Below are 17,524 nucleotides of genomic sequence, written 5' to 3'. Positions count from 1 at the left end.
CGTCAGCGGCGCATCTGCAGCGCGCCGGGGTTGACGATGTTGGTCGGCGTGCCCTTCATGTAGTTGATCACGTTGTCGAACGCGGCGCCAAAGTACAGCTCGTAGTTGTCCTGCTCGACATAGCCGATGTGCGGCGTGCAGATGCAGTTTTCCAGCCGCAGCAGCGCATGGCCCTGCAGGATGGGTTCGCTCTCGAACACGTCGATCGCGGCCATGCCGGGGCGGCCGCGGTTGAGCGCGGCGATCAGGGCATCGGGCTGCAGCAGCTCGGCGCGCGAGGTATTCACCAGCAGCGCCGTCGGCTTCATCAGGGAGAGGTCTTCCAATGTGATGAGGTGCTGCGTGGCCTCGTTCAGCCTGAGGTGCAGCGAGATCACGTCGCACTGCTCGAAGAACTCGGCGCGCGTGGCGGCGGACTGGTAGCCATCGGCCAGCGCCTTGGCGCGCGAGTTTTCGCTGCCCCAGATGCGCACGTTCATGCCGAAGACGCGGCCATAGCCCGCGACGATCTGGCCAATGCGTCCATAGCCCCAGATGCCCAGCGTGCGCCCGCGCAGCACCTGCCCGAGACCAAAGTTGGGCGGCATCGAGCCCGCGCGCAGCCCGGCCTGCTGCCAGGCGCCGTGCTTGAGGCTGGCGATGTAGTGCGGCAGGCGGCGCATGGCGGCCATCATCAGCGCCCAGGTCAGCTCGGCCGGCGCCACGGGAGAGCTGGTGCCCTCGGCCACGGCGATGCCGCGCTCGGTGCAGGCGGCCAGGTCGATGTGCGGCCCCGCGCGTCCGGTCTGGGCGATGAATTTCAGGCGCGGGAGTTTTTCGACCAGCTGGCGCGTGATGTGCGTGCGCTCGCGGATGAGCACGAGGATGTCGGCGTCGCGCAGCCGCACCGACAGCTGCCCCAGCCCCTTGACGGTGTTGGTATAGACCTTGGCGGAATGGGCCGCAAGGCGTTCGGCGCAGCGCAGCTTGCGCACGGTGTCCTGGTAGTCGTCCAGGATGACGATATTCATTGCAGGCAAATGGGTCAGCGCCGGCTGGTTTCCCGCCAGGGCGTCAAATGGGTTCAGTGATGGCGGACATGCCGCCGCCCCTGATTGTCGTTGATGGTGCGGCCCGCACCAGCACCTTCAGGGTAACCAGGTGTGCACGGTCGCGTGGGCGACTGCGGCCCGGGGTTGGCCCGGTTGCCAGCGCCGCGGGCGCTGCGTACCCTGAGCCCGTCGCAACAAAGATAGCTGACCAAGGAAGCTGCATGCAAGCCCACCATGCCCACTGGCCCGCGCGCCTGCCCCACGCCATCGCCACGCCGGCCACCTCGCTGTGGGTCAACCTCGCGGTCAACGCGCAGCGCTACCCGGACAAGGCGGCGCTGGTCTTCATGGGCCGGCAGACCAGCTACCGCGCGCTGCACGACGCGGCCGAACGCCTGGCGGCGCAGCTGGCGGCCTGGGGCGTGGGCAAGGGCGACCGGGTGCTGCTCTTCATGCAGAACTGCCCGCAGTGGGTCATCGCGCATTTCGCCATCCTGCGGGCCAATGCCGTCGTCGTGCCCGTCAACCCGATGAACAAGGCACAGGAGCTGGCGCACTACATCGAGGATTCCGGCGCCCGCATCGCCATCACCACCGGCGATCTGGCGGGCGAGATGGCGCAGGCCAGCAGCCAGCTGCCCGAGGGGCAGCGGCTCGCGCACCTGCTCGTCAGCCAATACACCGATGCGTTCGACCCGCGGGCGCTGCAGCCCGGCGACATGCCCGCCGCCTGGCAGGACTGGCTGTGCACCCGCCATCCGCTGCCCCTGCTGGCCGGCGGTGCGGTGCATGGCTGGGAAGAAGCAATCGCCTGCACCGCTGCCGCGCCGGCGCACACCGTGGGGCCTGACGACCTGGCCGCGCTGCCCTACACCAGCGGCACCACCGGCCGGCCCAAGGGCTGCATGCACCCGCACCGCAGCCTGATGCACAACGCCGTGGCCAGCAGCCTGTGGGGCACGGCCACCGCCGAAGGCGTGGCGCTGTGCGTGGTGCCGATGTTCCACATCACCGGCATGGTCAGCGTGATGCACGCGGCGCTGTACTGCGGCTCCACGCTGGTGCTCATGCCGCGCTGGGACCGCGAGCTGGCCGGGCGGCTCATCTCGCGCCACAAGGTCACGGTGTGGACCAACATCCCGACCATGATCATCGACCTCATGGCCAGCCCCAACTTCGCGCAGTTCGACCTGAGCAGCCTGAAGAACATCGGCGGCGGCGGTGCGGCCATGCCGCAGGCCGTGGCCCAGCGGCTATTGGAGCAATACGGCCTGAAATACGCCGAGGGCTACGGCCTGACAGAAACCGCCGCGCCCTCGCACAGCAACCCGCCCGACCGGCCCAAGCAGCAGTGCCTGGGCATCCCTTTCATGAGCACCGATGCGCGCATCGTCGATCCGCAGACCCTGAAGGAGCTGCCCCAGGGCGAGCAGGGCGAAATCGTGGTGCACGGCCCCGAGGTTTTCGACGGCTACTGGAAGCACCCCGACGCCACCGAGGCGGTGTTCTTCATGCTGGAAGGCAAGCGCTTCTTTCGCACCGGCGACCTGGGCCGCGTGGACGAGGAGGGCTACTTCTTCATCACCGACCGCCTCAAGCGCATGATCAACGCCAGCGGCTACAAGGTCTGGCCGGCCGAGGTCGAATCGCTGATGTACCGCCACCCCGCGATCCAGGAAGTCTGCGTCATCAGCGCGCGCGACGACTACCGCGGCGAAACCGTCAAGGCCGTGGTGGTGCTGCGCCCCGGCCAGCAGGGCCAGGTGAGCGAGCAGGACATCATCGCCTGGAGCCACGAACAGATGGCCGCCTACAAGGCGCCGCGCCAGGTGCGCTTTGCCGACAAACTGCCCAAGAGCGGCAGCGGCAAGGTGATGTGGCGCCAGCTGCAGGAGGCGCAGGACGCGGGGCAGTTGTAGCGCAGGCGCGGTGTTGCGCACGCGGCATGTGGGGGATTGCCTCTGCGCCTCTCAGCCCACCACCGCACGCAATTGCGTGAGCTGCCCGGCATGGGTGCCCGCCAGTGCGCGCAGGTCTTGCGCAGTGCCCACGTCATCGGCAAGCTGCTGCCAGAACGCCATGGCCACGTCAGCCGCTGCCTGCCAGTTGCTGCGCTCGGCCGGTAGCGGCAGGGCAGGATCGAGCGGGCGCAGCGCCGGCAGCTCGCCGCCCGGCAGCGGCGCATAGCGCATCGGCAGCATGTCGTAAGCGGGGGCGGGCGAAAAACCATCGGCCCGTGGGCGAAACCCCAGATTGCCCAGGTGCATGTCGGTGTTGCCGATCAGGCGGCCAAACCATTCCAGCCGGGCGATGTGCTGCAGCGCCGGATCAGAAAGCACATCCAGGCGCACCAGACCTGCGCCCAGCACGGCCCACGAGCGTTGCGGCTGGCCCAGGAACGCGGCGTTCACTGCCTCCAGGCTTACCAGTGGGCTGCGGCCCCACAGGCCGTGGCGGTCAAAGCGCTCCACCTCCAGAAAGGTGCGCCCCGCGCCGGTGAGGATGCGGCTGCGCGCCGCCGGCACGCCGTGCTCGGCCAGCGTCTGCAGCGCCAGATGCTCAGCGCGCAGCAGATCGGCCCAGCGGCGCTCTGCCGGTTACACTCCCGCGCCGGAAAACTTGACCAGCACATGCGCGCTGCGCGGCACGCCATCGGGCCCGCCCTCCTGCGCCAACGGCAGGCTGCGCAGCGCCGCAAACTTGGGGAACTCCCCCGCGGCGCTCGAACCCGCTGCGCCGCCCGCCAACGCCAGCTCGGCCAGCGCCGCGTAGGCTTCTAGCAATCATTCCTCAGTCAGCGCAGGTGGCGCTGCCAACCGCTGCGCCTGCCACAGGCGCAAGGCCCGCTCGCCCACGACCAGGTCGCCGGGCATGTCATGGCCCGCGTGCGCCAGCGCCAGCAGCACCTCGTCATCCCCCCAAGCGCGCGGGTCGGGCGGCAGTTGCAGATCGTCGTGCACGGCGCGCGCAAACTGCCGGCCCAGGTAGCCTTGGGGCCGCATATCCTGCAGTGGATAGGGCAGCCCCGGCCACCAGCCGTCGCGCGATGCATCGGGCAGCGGCCAGCCGCCCTCTTGCAGCGCCATCGCGCAGCCTTGGGGCGCCACCAGCGCCAGCGTGGCAAAGGCGTGGGCGATACCTTCGGCGTCGATGCGGTACACCGGCAGGTCTTGCGCCTGCCCGCGCAGGCTGCGGCGCGCGGCGTGGCGCGTGCGACGAGCGCGCCCCAGGCTCACGACCGCATCGCCCGCAGTGCGCAGCAGGCGCTGCGCGGTGGGCACGCTTACCCCCAGGGCGGCGGCCACTTCAGGCGCGCTGGACTGGGGTTTGCGGCGCAGTGTTGCCAGCAGTTGTTCAACCGATGTCGTGGTCATGAACAGCACGATATTCGATGTGATTCATGACACGATTGTTTCTGTAAACATGTGTTTTGCCAATGTCTTGAAATCAGAATGGAATTCGTGCTGACGCTTTTTTTCAACTATTCCGAATACCGGTGCGCGGCAGATGTATCCAGGTGCGTACTTGGCCTGACAGGGCGAGTCTGCGGGTCTGCTTCGAAAACGCCACATACGACACAGTGTTAGTGATTTAACGCGGCGCGTTATATACTGACGATCAATGATCGAGAGCTTTCGATGTGCACAGACCCAGGCGCTGTTTGCCGGGCAGGCAGTGGCTCGCTTTGCCAACCTGCGCGCTGTCGCCGAACGCAAGCTTCAGATGGTGCACCGAGCCACCTGTCTGGCCGATCTGCGCATTCCTCCGAACAATCGCCTGGAAGCGCTCAAAGGCGATCGTAAAGGTCAGCACAGCATCCGCATCAACGATCAGTGGCGCGTGTGCTTCGTGTGGACGGGCAGCAACGCAGCGCAAGTAGAGATCGTGGACTATCACTGACGGAGAACCGCCATGCAAACCATCACCAATGGCATGCGCCCCATACACCCAGGCGAGGTGTTGCGCGAAGAATTCCTCAAACCCATGGGCATCACAGCCCATGCGCTGGCGAACGCGCTGCAGGTGCCCGCGCCGCGCATCAATGACATCGTGCGCGAGCGCCGCTCCGTGACCGCTGATACGGCACTGCGCCTGGCGCAATACTTCGGCGCCAGCGCCGAGTTCTGGATGGGCTTGCAGGCAGACTACGACATGGCTACCGCACGCCCGGCACTACGGGACGTGCTTTCACGTATTGCGCGCATGCCGACACCGCAAAGTTGAACCGGGCCTGGGCATGGCGATGAATCTTGCCGCGCTGGTGCGTGCATTGCCCCGCTCGGCGCTGGCGCCGGCGACCCTCGCGCACCTCGACGGGTTCGCTGACGCCGCCGACGCCGACGACATGGTGCGGCGCAACCGCTACATCTGGCTCCGCGAACCACCGGGCGCATATTGCGTGCCCTTCCTCGAACCCGTACAGGCATTGGCGACGCTGCTGCGCAGCGAAGGCGCGGCAACACCCCAGGCGCAGGCCACCCAGATCGTGGCGCGAATGCTGGGTGATTCGGCGCCCGCACGCCGGGCCTGCTATTTCAGTCCCCGCGACCCCCATCCGCCAGAGCACATTCCGGTGGCCGACTTCGTCGACTGGCTGCGCACCACGCAACAGAGCTTGTCTGCGGCAGCGCTCGATTTTCTGGAGCAGGCTGGGCAGGTGGCGGCAAGTGCTCCGATATTCCGGCCCGACCAGAGCGGGCCTGCGACGCCGATGACCCGGATTTCCTTGCAGCAGTTGCCGGCACACCCGCGCCCCTGGGAGCAGTTCACGTTCTTCCACGCCCCATGGTGCGAGCAAGAGGGCGAGGCACCAGATTGGGACGCGGCCTTCATCGCTTGGCGCCAGACCATGCGCCCCATCGCGCAGGCGCTGGAGCAGACGTTGGGGCGCGCGCTCTACCACTTCGACGACCATGAGGTCATGCCCGACGACCCCGAGGACGATGGCCAGATCGACTTCGCGCACCGCTTTTTCATTCTGCATTGGTGCTGCACCCACCGGCCCGATTCCGGCTTCGTGCGCTACCTGCTCCAGGCCAGCGGCGCCCGTCACGCAGACGAATTGAAGGCGGCGTTGGTCGCGCCAGCCAGTTACGCTCACCCCTTCGAACTGGACTTGGGGCAACGGCTCTGGAGCAGGCGTTCATGCACGCTTCGCTACCTGCCGCCGCAGGCCCGCAAGACCCTGGTGGTCGTCTTTGCGACCATCGACGCGCGCGACGTGGCGCAAATGATCGTGGCCGAGCATATCGGCGCGGACGTGAGCTTCGCCGCACCGCCGGAACTCGCCACCCCGGCATGGATGCGCCGCGTCGGCGCGCGTTGCCGCAGCGCACGTTGCCTGCCGCAGGACGACTGGCTGCAGCGCCCGGTGGAGCTGCTGGCCACGACCGATGAGGTGCGCATCATCGCCAACGACGCCCGGTTTTCATACCACCTGAATCTGTCCGAGCACGCCGAGGATCTGCTGTGGCTGGCCCTGCGGCTCGGCGTCAAGGTCGGCTACCACGGCATAGACGGCTGGGGCTTGTCCAATCCCGAGGCCACCCTGTCGAAGCGCGGCGTGCCCGAACGGGCGGCGGCACGCCAGGCCGAACGCGCCGCCTTCACGCACCAGCTCGACGAAATCCGCCTGGACATCGGCTTTGGCCGCAGCGGTCTGCAGGACGCCAGGGGCAAGCCGATCAGCTACGAGCAGATCGAACTGCCGCTCGCGCTGATACGGCGCATCGCGGCCTGGCAGCGCGACTGCATTGCGCCCGCTGGGCCGGGCCACCTGCGCGACGAACACCGGCCGCGCCTGCTCGAACAGGAACAGATCGCCATCGCCAAGGCGCTGCGGACAGCCCGCGCCTGGAAGGTTTGCTTCAAACCACCGGCGGGGCGCGACTGGGTGCAGGTCGGTTGAGCCCGGATTCGGTCACGCCAAGGCCTCGATGACCGCCTGCGGGTTGCGATCCCCGCGTTCCCAGTGCCGCAGGGTGGCCGTGGAAAAGCCAAAACGGGCGGCAAATGGTTCCTGCGTCATGCCCACCTTGGCGCGCACGGCCTTCACGTCGATGGCGCGCGGACGGTGCACGCGCACGCCGCGCTCGTCGTCCTGGGCATGGGCGATGACCTCTTGAAGGCCTTGCTTGATGCTGTCGAATGCGGTGCTCATGGCGTTTTCCCTTTCCAGACTGCGACCGACACATCCGCCAGGTCGTTACGCCAGCAACAGCGAGGCGAACCACAAGCCGTACGCGGCGATGCCGGCCAGCACCAGGTACACACCCAGGCCAATGCCTGCGATGGCGGTGGGCAGACCGGCCAGCAGCAGGATGAGCGAAGCCTTGAGCACGATGGAGTTCATGGCCTGCCGAGAAATATGCGAACCAGTTGCCAGGCGATCCAGGCGCACAGGCTGGCAAAGGCCAGCGCTGCCAGCACCATGGCGCTGCGCACCATGCCGCCGCCCATGGCGAGCACGGCGCAGCAGGCGATGAACAGAATGACGCGTGGCATGTGCGGATGGTAAGAAGTCATGCGTGTTGGAAATGACAGACGTCGATGGGGCAGCCTAGGTTGTCAGCCTCATCCCGCGCAACGCCAGCTTTTGAACGAAGGGTGCCGGACGATCGGCGAGGGACTTGAACCCAGCCAGCTTCCGATTTTCATCGGCGCCGCGCCTCCAGGGAGCGCATCTACCGATCATCCAGCGCACGCATGCTAGCGTGACCGTGCACAAGCGCAAGCGGCACCTGTTGTTTGCGCAATCCGTGGGGTAGCGTGGGCTGTCGGGAGTTGGCGGGCCCGGATTCGAACCGGGACATCTGAGCCCATCACCAAGTGGGAGCACCGCCAACCGGCGCAATGATACGTGCGCCCGGCCTCTTCCCAGAACGCCCCAATCAGCTCGCCCTCGGCGCTCATCAGCCGCCATGGGATGAGCACCGGGCCTTTCACCTGGCCGAACAGGCCGGCTGAAGCGCTTCGGCGCGGGCAGCGTCGATCCAGGGCTTTGGGCATTGTTTCCAAATTCGAAACGGTGATATCCATTTAAGAGGCTTTTTTAAACTAGGGTAAACCCGCACAATACAAGCCATCGAAGGACATCACCCGATGCACCTCCGGTAAGGAAAGTGGCTCAGGCCACCTGTTTATCTCATAGGTTTTGTTTGTTTTTTTGGTTTACCACACCGTAAGGAGAAAATCATGATCCGCAAGAATTTCGCTTTCGCCGCCGTTGCCGCAGCCGTGCTCGTCTCGGGTACCGCCTTTGCCGCCGATGCGCAGCCCGCCGCTGGCGCCTTCCCGCTGTTCCAGCCGCAAGACGTGGTCGTGAACCAGGCCCAGCGTGCCGATGTGCAGGCCCAGGCCATCGCCCAGGCGCCCGAGGCCGGCAACATGCCGGTGGCGCAAGCCGCGGTGGAGAGCAGCCTGACCCGCGCCGAGGTGCGCGAAGCCACGCGCCAGGCGCTGGCGGATGGCTTCCGCCCGGCCTACGGCAATCTGTCCTGATGTGGCGCCGGGCGACCGCCCGGGATGAACACCAGGCAACAAGGGCATCCCGTCATGGGCGTGCCCTTGTTTTTTTGCCTTTCACCCCTTGGGCGTCGCTGACGCCCTTTCCAGATTGAGCGCCAGCAGCCGCCGCAGGATTTCATCGTCGGGCATGTCGGCGCGGTAGTCGCTCCAGCCGTAGGCAGCGGCCACGGCAGCATCGAGTGCCTCATGCGCCTGCGCGAGCCAGGCGGGGCGGGCGTTGTAGAGGTTGGTCAGCGTGCGCTTTTGCAGCGCCTTGGCATCCTGCTCCGAAAGATCGTGGCGCGGCTCGATGCGGTCGGGGTAGGGGGAATGCGCCATGCCCAGCGGCACCACCTCGGGCACGCGGCGCGTCCATTCGGGCGGGTTCAGCCAATTGCAGCGCAGCATGTCGAGCCGGTGCGCCGCCTCGGCGATGGCGGTTGCGGCATCGCGCGGTGGTATGGGTTTGATAGCTGCTGGCGCCTGCCCTGCCTGCGTTAGGGCCGGATTTGGCTTGAAATTGTCAAGCGTGGCGGGCAGATCGGCGGGGATCAGCGCGCCGCTCTCCAGCAGCTCGGTGCGCTGGTGGGCGGTGTCCGCAGGGGTGAGGCCGAGCGGGAAGGGGAAGGTTTCAAAGCAGGTGGTGGGGGTGTAGCGCGGGCGGTCTTCCAGCGAGGTGCCCATGCGCAGCGACCAGCATTCGTGCAAGCGGCTGTGCAGGATGCCGAAGGTGGTGTCGTCGGCGCGGGCGATGACGCCGGTTGCATGGCTTGGCAACACGCTTTTGTCGAACCAGACCCACAGGCGGTGTTTGGCGACGATGGAGGTTGCGATGAAGCGCTGCGGTTGCCGTAGCGCGGTGCGCATGTCCGGCGCGGTGCGTGCGTGCAGCCACCACCGTCGCCGTTCTGCCGCGCTGCGCACGGCGTCCTTCTCGGGCTTCACGACACGCAGAACGTAGGTGAACGGTGCCTCGAACAACGCAGATTCCTGCTCGGATGCGTCCACGCCGAAGTCAACGATCCAAGTGTCTGAAGGTCGGCGCACGATGTCCGCGCCACTGATCCAGGGCTTCACGACCTCCGCACTGCTGCGCCCGTTGGGGTTGGGGAGTGCGAGCCACGATCGCGCCAGTTCACCCGTTATGTCGAAAGAGGCCTTCTTGGACGTGCCCACGAAGCAGCAATTGGCATTGGATTGGAGGCGCAACGCTGCCGTGAGATCGAGCGTTGAGTCCCCAGCGTCCCCTGCCGTCAGATCGGCGTGGATGTGTGCGACTTGCTGACCGTTGAGGTGATCGTGCGTTTCAGCCGCTCCAAACGCCACCAGCGACACCCGCACCGCCGCGCCGTCGTTCACCCACGGCTCATCGGCCCAGGCGTCGAAGATGCGCGTTTGTCGCACGATGGCGTCGAGCACCGCGCGGTTCTTGCCGCCGCGGATGGAGTTGGTTGCTACCAAACCAGAAGCTGTCAGCGCTTGACTGGCAAGGGCTGCGCGGCTTTTTTCAAACCAGTAGCAGACCAGGTCGGCGCCGCCGGGCACGCGGCCTGCGTAGGTCTTGCGCAGGGCATCGACGTAGGCATCGCCCAGTTCGCGGCGCATTTTCTTGTCGCCCAGAAAGGGCGGGTTGCCCACTACTGCATCGGCCTTGGGCCATTGCGCTTCTTTCACTCCCTCCCCCACTGGGGGAGGGTTGGGGTGGGGGCTTGCGGGGCCGGAATCGGGCGCGGTGGATGCGGATGCGCCCGCGCCCCCACCCCTGCCCTCCCCCAGCGGGGGAGGGAGAGAAATGCCCCCATCCCTGCCTTCCCCCGGCGGGGGAAGGGGTGAAACGCCCCCACCTCCGTCCTCCCCCAGAGGGGGAGGGAGAAACTGCAGCAGCGCATCGCGGCATTCGATCTGCTCCAGCGGCTCCAGCACCGGGTTGGTCTTGGCCGCGTAGCCGTGGGCGATGCGCCACTGGATTTCGCCTATCCAGACCGAGACGCGGGCGAGTTCCGCGGCGTATTCGTTGAGTTCTATGCCCAGCAGGTTGTGCACGCCGGTGACCAGGTCCTGCTCGCGATCGAGCCCCAGGCGCGCGGCTTCGGTGATGGCGTGCAGCTCCACGTCTTTCAGCGCCTTCAGGCCCATGAAGAGGAAGTTGCCGCTGCCGCACGCCGGGTCGAGCACGCGCCAGGCGCGCAGGCGCTCCAGCCATTGCACCAGGCGCTGGTGCGCCTTCTTGTAGGCGGCGTCGCCGTTCTTCTTGATTTTGGCTGTCAGCGCTTGCAGGTCTTGCGCCACCAGCTCCCATTCTTGCAGCAACGGGCGGGTGATGACGGGCTCGATGATGCGGTTGATCGTGGCCGGATCGGTGTAGTGCGCGCCGAGCTGGCTGCGCTTGGCGGGGTCCAGGCCCCGCTCGAACAGCGTGCCGAAGATGCTGACGTCGATCGCGCTCCAGTTCAGGCTGGCGGCGTTGCGCAGCTCGGTGATGTCCACGATCTCCAGCTTCGGGACATCAATGCGCGCGAACAGCCCGCCGTTGAACCAGGGGATGTCGTCCGCGCCGTACAGGCCGCCGGTCTGCATGGTGTGAAACAGGCTGGCAAGGCCGGCGGTGAGCTTGTCGCTGGTGAGCAGGCGGTTGTCGACCAAGCGCTCGAACATGCGCCCGGGCAGCAGGCCCACGTCTTCGGCGAAGAAGCAGAACAGGCATTGCGTGAGGAAGTGCGCCACCGCCTCGCCGGCATGGCCGCGAGCGCGCAGTTGCGCGGCGAGTTGGGCAAAGCTTTTGGCGGCGGCTTCGGTGATGTCGCGGCTGGTCTGGCGCGGGCGAAAACTTTCTGGATCCAGCCAAAGACGGGCGAGCAGCGCGCGTTTTTCGGGCTGCGCCAGCTCTTCGATGCGCACGGTGTGCGTCTCGCTCGGGTGGCCGTTGAACTGGGTATGGATGCGGATGGTGAGCCGGTCGCAGACGACCAGCAGCGGCGGGTTGGCCAGCGCCAGGCTGTATTGCAAGAGCTGGCGCAAGGCGGCGTCGAGGTTCTTGCCGGGCGCCTTGTTCTCCCATGCGAAGTGGTCGCGGTAGAACACGTCGGCGTAGCCGCGGGCTTCGCCCAGCACGAGCGAGCGGCGCTCGAACAGGTATTCGCCCGCCACCTCGGGGCTGCCGGGCTTGGGAACGCCGAGCAGCTCGCACAGGCCGAGGAAGTGGCTCTGCGCGCCCTGTTCTTCGTTCAGGTGGCTGCTGCTGCCGCCCGGGCCCCATTGGGCGATGAAGTCGTGTGGCGTCATTACAGGTGGTATTGAGATATTAGATATATAGCTGCTGGCGCTTGCTGGCAAAGCGCTGGAGCAGGTTTTTATGGTGATAGTGCCGGGTGGCGCGGCCTGGCCATTTTGGCGCAAGGGCCAGCCGCGCAAAGCAGCCGGCTGCGCTAAGCTGGGCACCCATGGCCATCACGCATTTTTCTCCCCCTTATGTTCCGGCGGCGCAACTGGCGCAGCACCTGCGCGAGCGCGGTTATGCGGTGCTGGCGCCGCAGGACATGGCGGCCTGGGCGGGCGCGCCGCTGGCGCAGCTGCAGGGGCTGCGCGCGGATTGGGACGATCTGCCGCCGGACGATTACCTCAAGGATGGCGGGCGCTACCGGCGCAGGCGCCATGCCTGCTTCGTGGTGCAGGGCGAGCGCCTTGAACAGGCGCCGCACCGCGCGCACTGGCAGCCGGTGCAGTACAACGCGCTGCACGGCGGCATGCAGCGCTGGTTTGCGCCCATGCTGGTGGCCACGGTGGCCAGCCCCGCCTGGCAGGCGCTGGTGCGCGCCGCCGCGGGTGCCGCGCAGGCGGCGCTGCTGCCGCTGCAGACGCCGCCGGCGCGCTGGTGCGTGGAGGCGCACCAGTTCCGCATCGACACCGAAGGGGGCCTGGGCCGCCCCACGCCCGAGGGCGCGCACCGCGATGGCGTGGATCTGGTGGCGGTGTTTCTGGTGGGGCGCGAGGGCGTGAAGGGTGGCGAGACGCGGATTTTTGAGGCGGCCAGCCCGGCGGGGCAGCGCTTTACCCTCGATGAACCGTGGTCGGTGATGCTGCTGGACGATGCCCGCATGGTCCACGAAACCACGCCGATCCAGCCGCTGGCCGGGCAGGGCTGGCGCGACACCCTGGTTCTGACCTGCCGGCGGGATCATTTCCTCGGTGAGGATGGTCATAATTCTTGATGGCACAGCGGCGTGATGCCGCGAAAGGAGCACAACATGTTCAAGCACATTCTGGTTCCCGTCGATGGTTCGGACACCTCGATGAAGGCGGTGGCGCGCGCGGCGGCGCTGGCGCAGGTGTTCGGCAGCGACATCACGCTGCTGTATGTGATCGACCCTTATCCCTTCACCGGCGTGGGCGCGGACTTTGCCTACGGCCAGGCGCAGTACCTGACGGCGGCCAATGCCGAGGCCAGTACCGCGCTGGACGCCGCGCGCGACGCGGTGACCGCCGCCGGTGTCGCCAAGGTGGAGACGGTGGTGGGCGAGGGCCACACCGTGCACGAAGGCGTGCTCGCCACCGTGCAGAGCATCGGGGCGGACCTGGTGGTGATGGGCTCGCACGGGCGCCGCGGCATCGAGAAGCTGGTGCTGGGCAGCGTGACGCAGCGCGTGCTGGGGGTGGTGAAGGTGCCCATCCTCGTCGTGCGCGACTGAGACTATTGCTCCGGCGCTATGCAATCTCCAGTTGTGGGAGCGGCTTCAGCCGCGAAGGCAGCTGTTCGCGGCTGAAGCCGCTCCCACAAGCAGTAGAAACCTCACGGGGGCGGATCAACAGGAGCCTGGGTGGCGCGCGGATTCGGCGCGCGCGTTCAGCGGGAGGTAAAGGGCGCGCCCGTCAGCCGGGCGCCGCTCTTGAGCCCTTTTTTGGCAAACCAGCCCTGGTTCATTTCCAGCACGAAGCGCACCGGCTTGGCCGAGCAGTGCGAATCTTCGGTCTGCGGCTGCATGTCGGCCAGGTTCACGATGGTGCCGTCATCGGCGACGAAGGCCGCCGTCAGCGGCAGCAGCGTGTTTCTCATCCAGAAGCATTGCACGCCCGGCACCTCGAAGGCGAACAGCATGCCCTCGTGTTCCGGCATCTGTTTGCGGTACATCAGGCCGATTTCGCGCTCGCGCGGCGCGGCGGCCAGCTGCGCGCTGATGCGGTACATGCCCGCGTGCAGTTCGGTGCGGGGCAGGTTCATCTGGGGCTCGCCCTGCTGGGCCGCGGCGCCGGCGCAGACGAAGGCCAGGCCCAGGGCCAGCAGCGTGGTGGTTTTCTTCAAAAGCATGGGTCGGAAAGGTCAACAGCCCGCAAAACGGCTATTTTGCGGGCTGTTGCGCGGCGGGCTGCAAGAACGCTGGTGGCGCTGCAGCCGGATCGGCTTCAGGCGGCCGTCTTGGCAGCCTTCTTGCTGTGGCGCTTGGCGTGCTTGCTGCTGGCCTTCCTGTGCGCCTTGGCGGTTTTCTTCGCCTTGGCTTGCGGTGCGGCCGCCGCGGGTGCCGCGGCGGCAGGAGCGGCAGCCGCTGCGGGCGCCAGGGGCTCTGCCGGAGCAGGGGTGCCTTGGGCGAAAGCGCCCACGGCGAAGAGGCTTGCGGTGATGAGTGCGAAAAGTTGTTTCATGGTTGCCATTTCCTGTCTGCGGATGCAGCGCGAAACGCCGCGTTGCGCTGAGCACAACGGGTGCGGGCACAGCGGCGTTGACGCATTGTGCCCTTTTTTCCTCGCCGGAATTTGACGCGAATTGGCGTGGCGCAAGCCTCCGCGCGGCGCCGCGCGCCGCCTCAACCTTCGATGATGGTGATCGGCGGCAGCCCGGCCGGATCCACCACGTCGCCCAGCGTGTCGCCGCTGTGCAGCGGGCGGGCCGGGGCGGCGAAAAGCTCCCGCACGAAATTGGGCTGTGCCAGCAGGGCCTGGTGCGTGGCGCCGTTGTACAGCTGCAGGCCGGCAATGCCGCGCCGCGCGATGCGCGCATCCACTTCGGCCGCCGAGAGCGCCGCCGGGTCCGTGCCGCCGGACGCCATCGCCATGCACCACAGCGTGCCGTAGAGCGGCACGTACTGCAGATAGGGCCGCACGATGGGAAACACCGCCCGCAATGAGGCATGCAGGCGCCGCAGGCTGTTCTGCAGGTGGATGGGCGAGCCCAGGTGCAGCGACACGACGCCGTCCGGCGCCAGGATGCGGCGGCAGGCCTGGTAGAACTCCACGGTATAGAGCTCGACCGCCGGGCCGAAGGGGTCGGTGAGATCGAGCACGATCTGGTCGAAGCGTTCCTTGGTGGCGGCGATGAAGGCGCGCGCATCGCCCAGTTGCAGGCGCAGGCGCGGATCGTCGAACGCGCCGCGGTGGATGGCCGGCAGCCATTCGTGCGCCAGGCGGATCACGGCGCCGTCGAGCTCGCACAGCGTCACCTGCGCCATGTCCGGCAGCTTGAGCAGCTCTTCGGCCGCGCCACCGTCGCCGCCGCCCACTATCAGCGCCCGGCGCACGCCGGGGTGGGCGATGGCGGGCAGGTGCACCATGGGCTCGTGGTAGAAGAATTCGTCGCGCTCGCTGGTCATGAAGCAGCCATCGATGCGCATGAGCCGCCCGAACTGGGGGTGCTCGTGAATCTCGATGTGCTGCCAGTCCGAGCGCACTTCCGCCAGCAGGCGGCAGTGCGTGAGATAGATGCCGAAATGCGCGTTCAGGCGCTCGGCCAGGGCGCGCTGCGTGGGGCCTGCCATGTCCGTCAGGCCCGGTCTACGCGGTGCAGGCGCGGCTCCTTCGGGTTGAAGGCGGATTTGATGCCGTCGAACAGTTTCTGCGCCTTGGGGCGGTTGTTCGCGGTGTAGTTGCAGACGTAGACGTCCAGCGTCACATAACCCGATTCGGGCCAGGTGTGGATGGAAAGGTGCGACTCTGCCAGCACCACCACGCCCGTCACGCCGCCGTCCTCGCCAAAACTGTGAAACAGCGAGCCGACGGCGGTCAATCCCGCGCCGGCCACCTGGCGTTTGCAGAAATCTTCGAGGTGGTCGGCATCCAGCATCAGGCGGGCGTCGCAGCGGCAGCCGTACAGGTCGCCGATCAGATGCAGCCCGGTGGCAAGCCGGTGGTTGGCGCGGGGGGCGGGAGAGGTGGCGACAGCCTGGTTCATCGTGGGAAAGCCTTTCATCCATGCTCAAAGGCTGTACGGCCGGCTGCGTGAACAGGCCCGGCGACAGCAGATTCGTGCGACGAGGGAAGAGGGCGACTATAGCGAATGGCCGTGCCGGCCGTCCGGGCGCGCCGCCAACGGGGCCGAGCAGCCTTTGGCGCGCGCCTTTATGATCGCAGTCTTCCCTGCACCTGTAGGCCGCTGCCCTGGCCGTACAGCATGCCCTCCAGCGAACCCTTGCATCCAGAACCGTTTGTCGAACTGCGCGACGTCACCTTCGGGTATGGCGAGCGCGTGATCCTGCGCGATTTTTCGCTGACGGTGCCGCGCGGCAAGGTCACGGCCATCATGGGCGCCTCGGGCGGCGGCAAGACCACGGTGCTGCGCCTGATCGGCGGGCAGCAGCGGGCGCAGAAGGGCCAGGTGCTGGTGGACGGCCGGGACATCGGCCCGATGGACATGGCGCAGCTGTATGCCGCACGGCGGCGCATGGGCATGCTGTTCCAGTTCGGCGCGCTGTTCACCGACATGAGCGTGTTCGACAACGTCGCTTTCCCGCTGCGCGAGCACACCAGCCTGGGTAAGGCGCTGATCCGCGACATCGTGCTCATGAAGCTGCATGCCGTGGGCCTGCGCGGCGCGCGCGACCTGATGCCGAGCCAGATTTCCGGCGGCATGGCGCGGCGCGTGGCGCTGGCGCGCGCGATTGCGCTCGATCCGGAGCTCATCATGTACGACGAGCCGTTCGCCGGGCTGGACCCGATCTCGCTGGGTACCGCGGCGCAGCTCATACGCCAGCTCAGCGACGCGATGGGCGTGACGACCATCCTGGTTTCGCACAATCTGCAGGAAACCTTCGCGCTGGCGGACCATGTGGTGATTCTGGGCGCGGGCAACGTGGCGGTGCAGGGCACGCCGGGCGAGGTGCGCACCAGCGACGATCCGCTGGTGCGCCAATTCGTGCATGCGCTGCCGACAGGGCCGGTGCCGTTTCATCACCCGGGCCCGACGGTGGAGCAGGACTTCGGCCCGGTGGGAGGCAGGCGATGAGCTGGTGGCGTCCTTCGGATATCGGATTCACCGTGCGCAGCGAGCTTGCCGCCATGGGCAGCGGCGCGCGGCTGCTGGGCCGCCTCCTGGCGCTGCTGGGCGCCACGCTGCGCCGCCCGGCGCTGCTGCGCGACCAGGTGCACTTCCTGGGCAACCATTCGCTGGTCATCATTGCGCTGTCGGGCTTGTTCGTCGGCTTCGTGCTGGCGCTGCAGGGCTACAACGTGCTGCAGCTTTATGGCTCGGAGAGTTCGCTCGGGCTGATGGTGACCTTGAGCCTGGTGCGCGAGCTCGGGCCGGTGGTGACGGCGCTGCTGTTTGCCGGGCGCGCGGGCACTTCGCTCACGGCCGAAATCGGCCTGATGCGCGCGGGCGAGCAGCTGGCCGCGATGGAGATGATGGCGGTGGACCCGGTGCAGCGCATTCTGGCGCCGCGCTTCTGGGGCGGCGTCATCGCCATGCCGGTGCTGGCGCTCGTCTTCAATGCCGTGGGCGTGCTGGGCGGCTGGCTGGTGGGTGTCGTGATGATCGGGGTGGATGCCGGTGCATTCTGGGGCCAGATGCAAAGCGGCGTGGATGTGTTCAAGGATGTGGGCAACGGCGTGGTCAAGAGCCTGGTGTTCGGCCTGGCGGTGACCTTCACCGCGGTGCTGCAGGGCTATGTGGCCAGGCCGACGCCCGAGGGCGTCTCGCGCGCGACGACGCGCACGGTGGTCATTGCGTCGCTGGCGGTGCTGGCGCTTGACTTCATGCTCACCGCCTTGATGTTCAGCTTGTAGAG

21 protein-coding genes are annotated in these 17,524 nt (G+C 67.3%); 9 read left to right on the top strand and 12 right to left on the bottom strand.

Going from position 1 to position 17,524, the window contains the following annotated elements; translation table 11 throughout:
- Positions 1-2: 2 nt before the first annotated feature.
- Positions 3-1,010, bottom strand: a complete 1,008-nt coding sequence (locus K320_RS0105495; RefSeq protein WP_024537844.1) for a D-2-hydroxyacid dehydrogenase family protein — start codon at positions 1,008-1,010, stop codon at positions 3-5.
- A gap of 242 nt (positions 1,011-1,252) precedes the next feature.
- Here K320_RS0105495 and K320_RS0105490 point away from each other — a divergent pair, with 242 nt between their 5' ends.
- Complete coding sequence (locus K320_RS0105490; protein ID WP_024537843.1) at positions 1,253-2,950, top strand: long-chain fatty acid--CoA ligase; 1,698 nt, start codon at positions 1,253-1,255, stop codon at positions 2,948-2,950.
- Between the two features lie 51 nt (positions 2,951-3,001).
- On the opposite strand, the gene K320_RS19330 is transcribed toward K320_RS0105490, so the two are convergent.
- The 3 genes from K320_RS19330 to K320_RS19320 are packed head-to-tail and all read right to left on the bottom strand — an operon-like array spanning position 3,002 to position 4,405.
- Positions 3,002-3,601: a HipA domain-containing protein gene (locus tag K320_RS19330; protein WP_281172614.1), complete on the bottom strand. Its 600-nt coding sequence runs from the start codon at positions 3,599-3,601 to the stop codon at positions 3,002-3,004.
- A 27-nt stretch (positions 3,602-3,628) separates the two neighbouring features.
- A complete protein-coding gene (locus K320_RS19325; protein ID WP_211236092.1) occupies positions 3,629-3,814 on the bottom strand; it encodes a hypothetical protein in 186 nt (61 codons plus the stop codon).
- Positions 3,815-4,405, bottom strand: a complete 591-nt coding sequence (locus K320_RS19320; RefSeq protein ID WP_211236091.1) for a hypothetical protein — start codon at positions 4,403-4,405, stop codon at positions 3,815-3,817. It lies immediately after the preceding gene.
- Between the two features lie 247 nt (positions 4,406-4,652).
- Here K320_RS19320 and K320_RS0105480 point away from each other — a divergent pair, with 247 nt between their 5' ends.
- The 3 genes from K320_RS0105480 to K320_RS0105470 are packed head-to-tail and all read left to right on the top strand — an operon-like array spanning position 4,653 to position 6,939.
- Positions 4,653-4,931 (top strand): type II toxin-antitoxin system RelE/ParE family toxin, encoded by a 279-nt coding sequence (locus K320_RS0105480; protein ID WP_024537842.1) that lies wholly within the window; start codon positions 4,653-4,655, stop codon positions 4,929-4,931.
- A 12-nt stretch (positions 4,932-4,943) separates the two neighbouring features.
- A complete protein-coding gene (locus K320_RS0105475) occupies positions 4,944-5,255 on the top strand; it encodes a HigA family addiction module antitoxin (protein WP_029695841.1) in 312 nt (103 codons plus the stop codon).
- Between the two features lie 13 nt (positions 5,256-5,268).
- Positions 5,269-6,939, top strand: coding sequence for a hypothetical protein (locus tag K320_RS0105470; RefSeq protein WP_024537840.1), 1,671 nt, complete (start codon positions 5,269-5,271; stop codon positions 6,937-6,939).
- 12 nt (positions 6,940-6,951) lie between these two features.
- Here the strand turns inward: K320_RS0105470 and K320_RS0105465 are convergent, their stop codons facing one another.
- From K320_RS0105465 to K320_RS18960, 3 genes are read right to left on the bottom strand one after another with little or no spacing between them, the layout of a single operon-like run.
- Positions 6,952-7,191 (bottom strand): helix-turn-helix domain-containing protein, encoded by a 240-nt coding sequence (locus K320_RS0105465; RefSeq protein ID WP_024537839.1) that lies wholly within the window; start codon positions 7,189-7,191, stop codon positions 6,952-6,954.
- 45 nt (positions 7,192-7,236) lie between these two features.
- Complete coding sequence (locus K320_RS18965) at positions 7,237-7,383, bottom strand: hypothetical protein (protein ID WP_156913834.1); 147 nt, start codon at positions 7,381-7,383, stop codon at positions 7,237-7,239.
- Positions 7,380-7,535: a hypothetical protein gene (locus K320_RS18960; RefSeq protein WP_156913832.1), complete on the bottom strand. Its 156-nt coding sequence runs from the start codon at positions 7,533-7,535 to the stop codon at positions 7,380-7,382. The genes K320_RS18965 and K320_RS18960 overlap by 4 nt, the downstream gene beginning before the upstream one ends.
- Before the next feature lie 690 nt (positions 7,536-8,225).
- On the opposite strand from K320_RS18960, the gene K320_RS0105450 reads away from it, so the two are divergent.
- On the top strand, positions 8,226-8,531 hold the full coding sequence (locus tag K320_RS0105450) for a hypothetical protein (protein WP_024537838.1): 306 nt from the start codon (positions 8,226-8,228) through the stop codon (positions 8,529-8,531).
- 81 nt (positions 8,532-8,612) lie between these two features.
- Here the strand turns inward: K320_RS0105450 and K320_RS19430 are convergent, their stop codons facing one another.
- A complete protein-coding gene (locus K320_RS19430) occupies positions 8,613-11,819 on the bottom strand; it encodes a class I SAM-dependent DNA methyltransferase (protein ID WP_024537837.1) in 3,207 nt (1,068 codons plus the stop codon).
- Positions 11,820-11,977: 158 nt separating this feature from the next.
- Here K320_RS19430 and K320_RS0105435 point away from each other — a divergent pair, with 158 nt between their 5' ends.
- Positions 11,978-12,745: a 2OG-Fe dioxygenase family protein gene (locus tag K320_RS0105435; protein WP_024537836.1), complete on the top strand. Its 768-nt coding sequence runs from the start codon at positions 11,978-11,980 to the stop codon at positions 12,743-12,745.
- 36 nt (positions 12,746-12,781) lie between these two features.
- Positions 12,782-13,222, top strand: coding sequence for a universal stress protein (locus K320_RS0105430; protein ID WP_024537835.1), 441 nt, complete (start codon positions 12,782-12,784; stop codon positions 13,220-13,222).
- Positions 13,223-13,377: 155 nt separating this feature from the next.
- Here K320_RS0105430 and K320_RS0105425 read toward each other — a convergent pair whose 3' ends face one another.
- The 4 genes from K320_RS0105425 to speD all read right to left on the bottom strand — a co-directional run bounded on the left by K320_RS0105425 (position 13,378) and on the right by speD (position 15,693).
- Positions 13,378-13,839 (bottom strand): DUF192 domain-containing protein, encoded by a 462-nt coding sequence (locus K320_RS0105425; RefSeq protein ID WP_029695840.1) that lies wholly within the window; start codon positions 13,837-13,839, stop codon positions 13,378-13,380.
- A gap of 95 nt (positions 13,840-13,934) precedes the next feature.
- Entirely contained in the window at positions 13,935-14,171 is a 237-nt protein-coding gene (locus K320_RS0105420) for a hypothetical protein (protein WP_029695839.1), read from the bottom strand.
- A gap of 161 nt (positions 14,172-14,332) precedes the next feature.
- Positions 14,333-15,280: a polyamine aminopropyltransferase gene (speE, locus tag K320_RS0105415; RefSeq protein ID WP_024537834.1), complete on the bottom strand. Its 948-nt coding sequence runs from the start codon at positions 15,278-15,280 to the stop codon at positions 14,333-14,335.
- 5 nt (positions 15,281-15,285) lie between these two features.
- The gene (gene speD, locus K320_RS0105410; RefSeq protein WP_024537833.1) at positions 15,286-15,693 is read right to left on the bottom strand and encodes an adenosylmethionine decarboxylase; all 408 of its coding nucleotides are present in this window, start codon (positions 15,691-15,693) and stop codon (positions 15,286-15,288) included.
- A 219-nt stretch (positions 15,694-15,912) separates the two neighbouring features.
- On the opposite strand from speD, the gene K320_RS0105405 reads away from it, so the two are divergent.
- Both K320_RS0105405 and mlaE read left to right on the top strand, forming a co-directional pair.
- A complete protein-coding gene (locus K320_RS0105405; RefSeq protein ID WP_024537832.1) occupies positions 15,913-16,743 on the top strand; it encodes an ABC transporter ATP-binding protein in 831 nt (276 codons plus the stop codon).
- Positions 16,740-17,522, top strand: coding sequence for a lipid asymmetry maintenance ABC transporter permease subunit MlaE (mlaE, locus tag K320_RS0105400; protein WP_024537831.1), 783 nt, complete (start codon positions 16,740-16,742; stop codon positions 17,520-17,522). The genes K320_RS0105405 and mlaE overlap by 4 nt, the downstream gene beginning before the upstream one ends.
- Positions 17,523-17,524 lie beyond the last annotated feature (2 nt).

Source organism: Comamonas badia DSM 17552 (assembly GCF_000484635.1).
In the GTDB taxonomy this organism is placed as follows: domain Bacteria; phylum Pseudomonadota; class Gammaproteobacteria; order Burkholderiales; family Burkholderiaceae_C; genus Comamonas_C; species Comamonas_C badia.
This window is presented reverse-complemented; position numbering and strand designations above follow the sequence as displayed.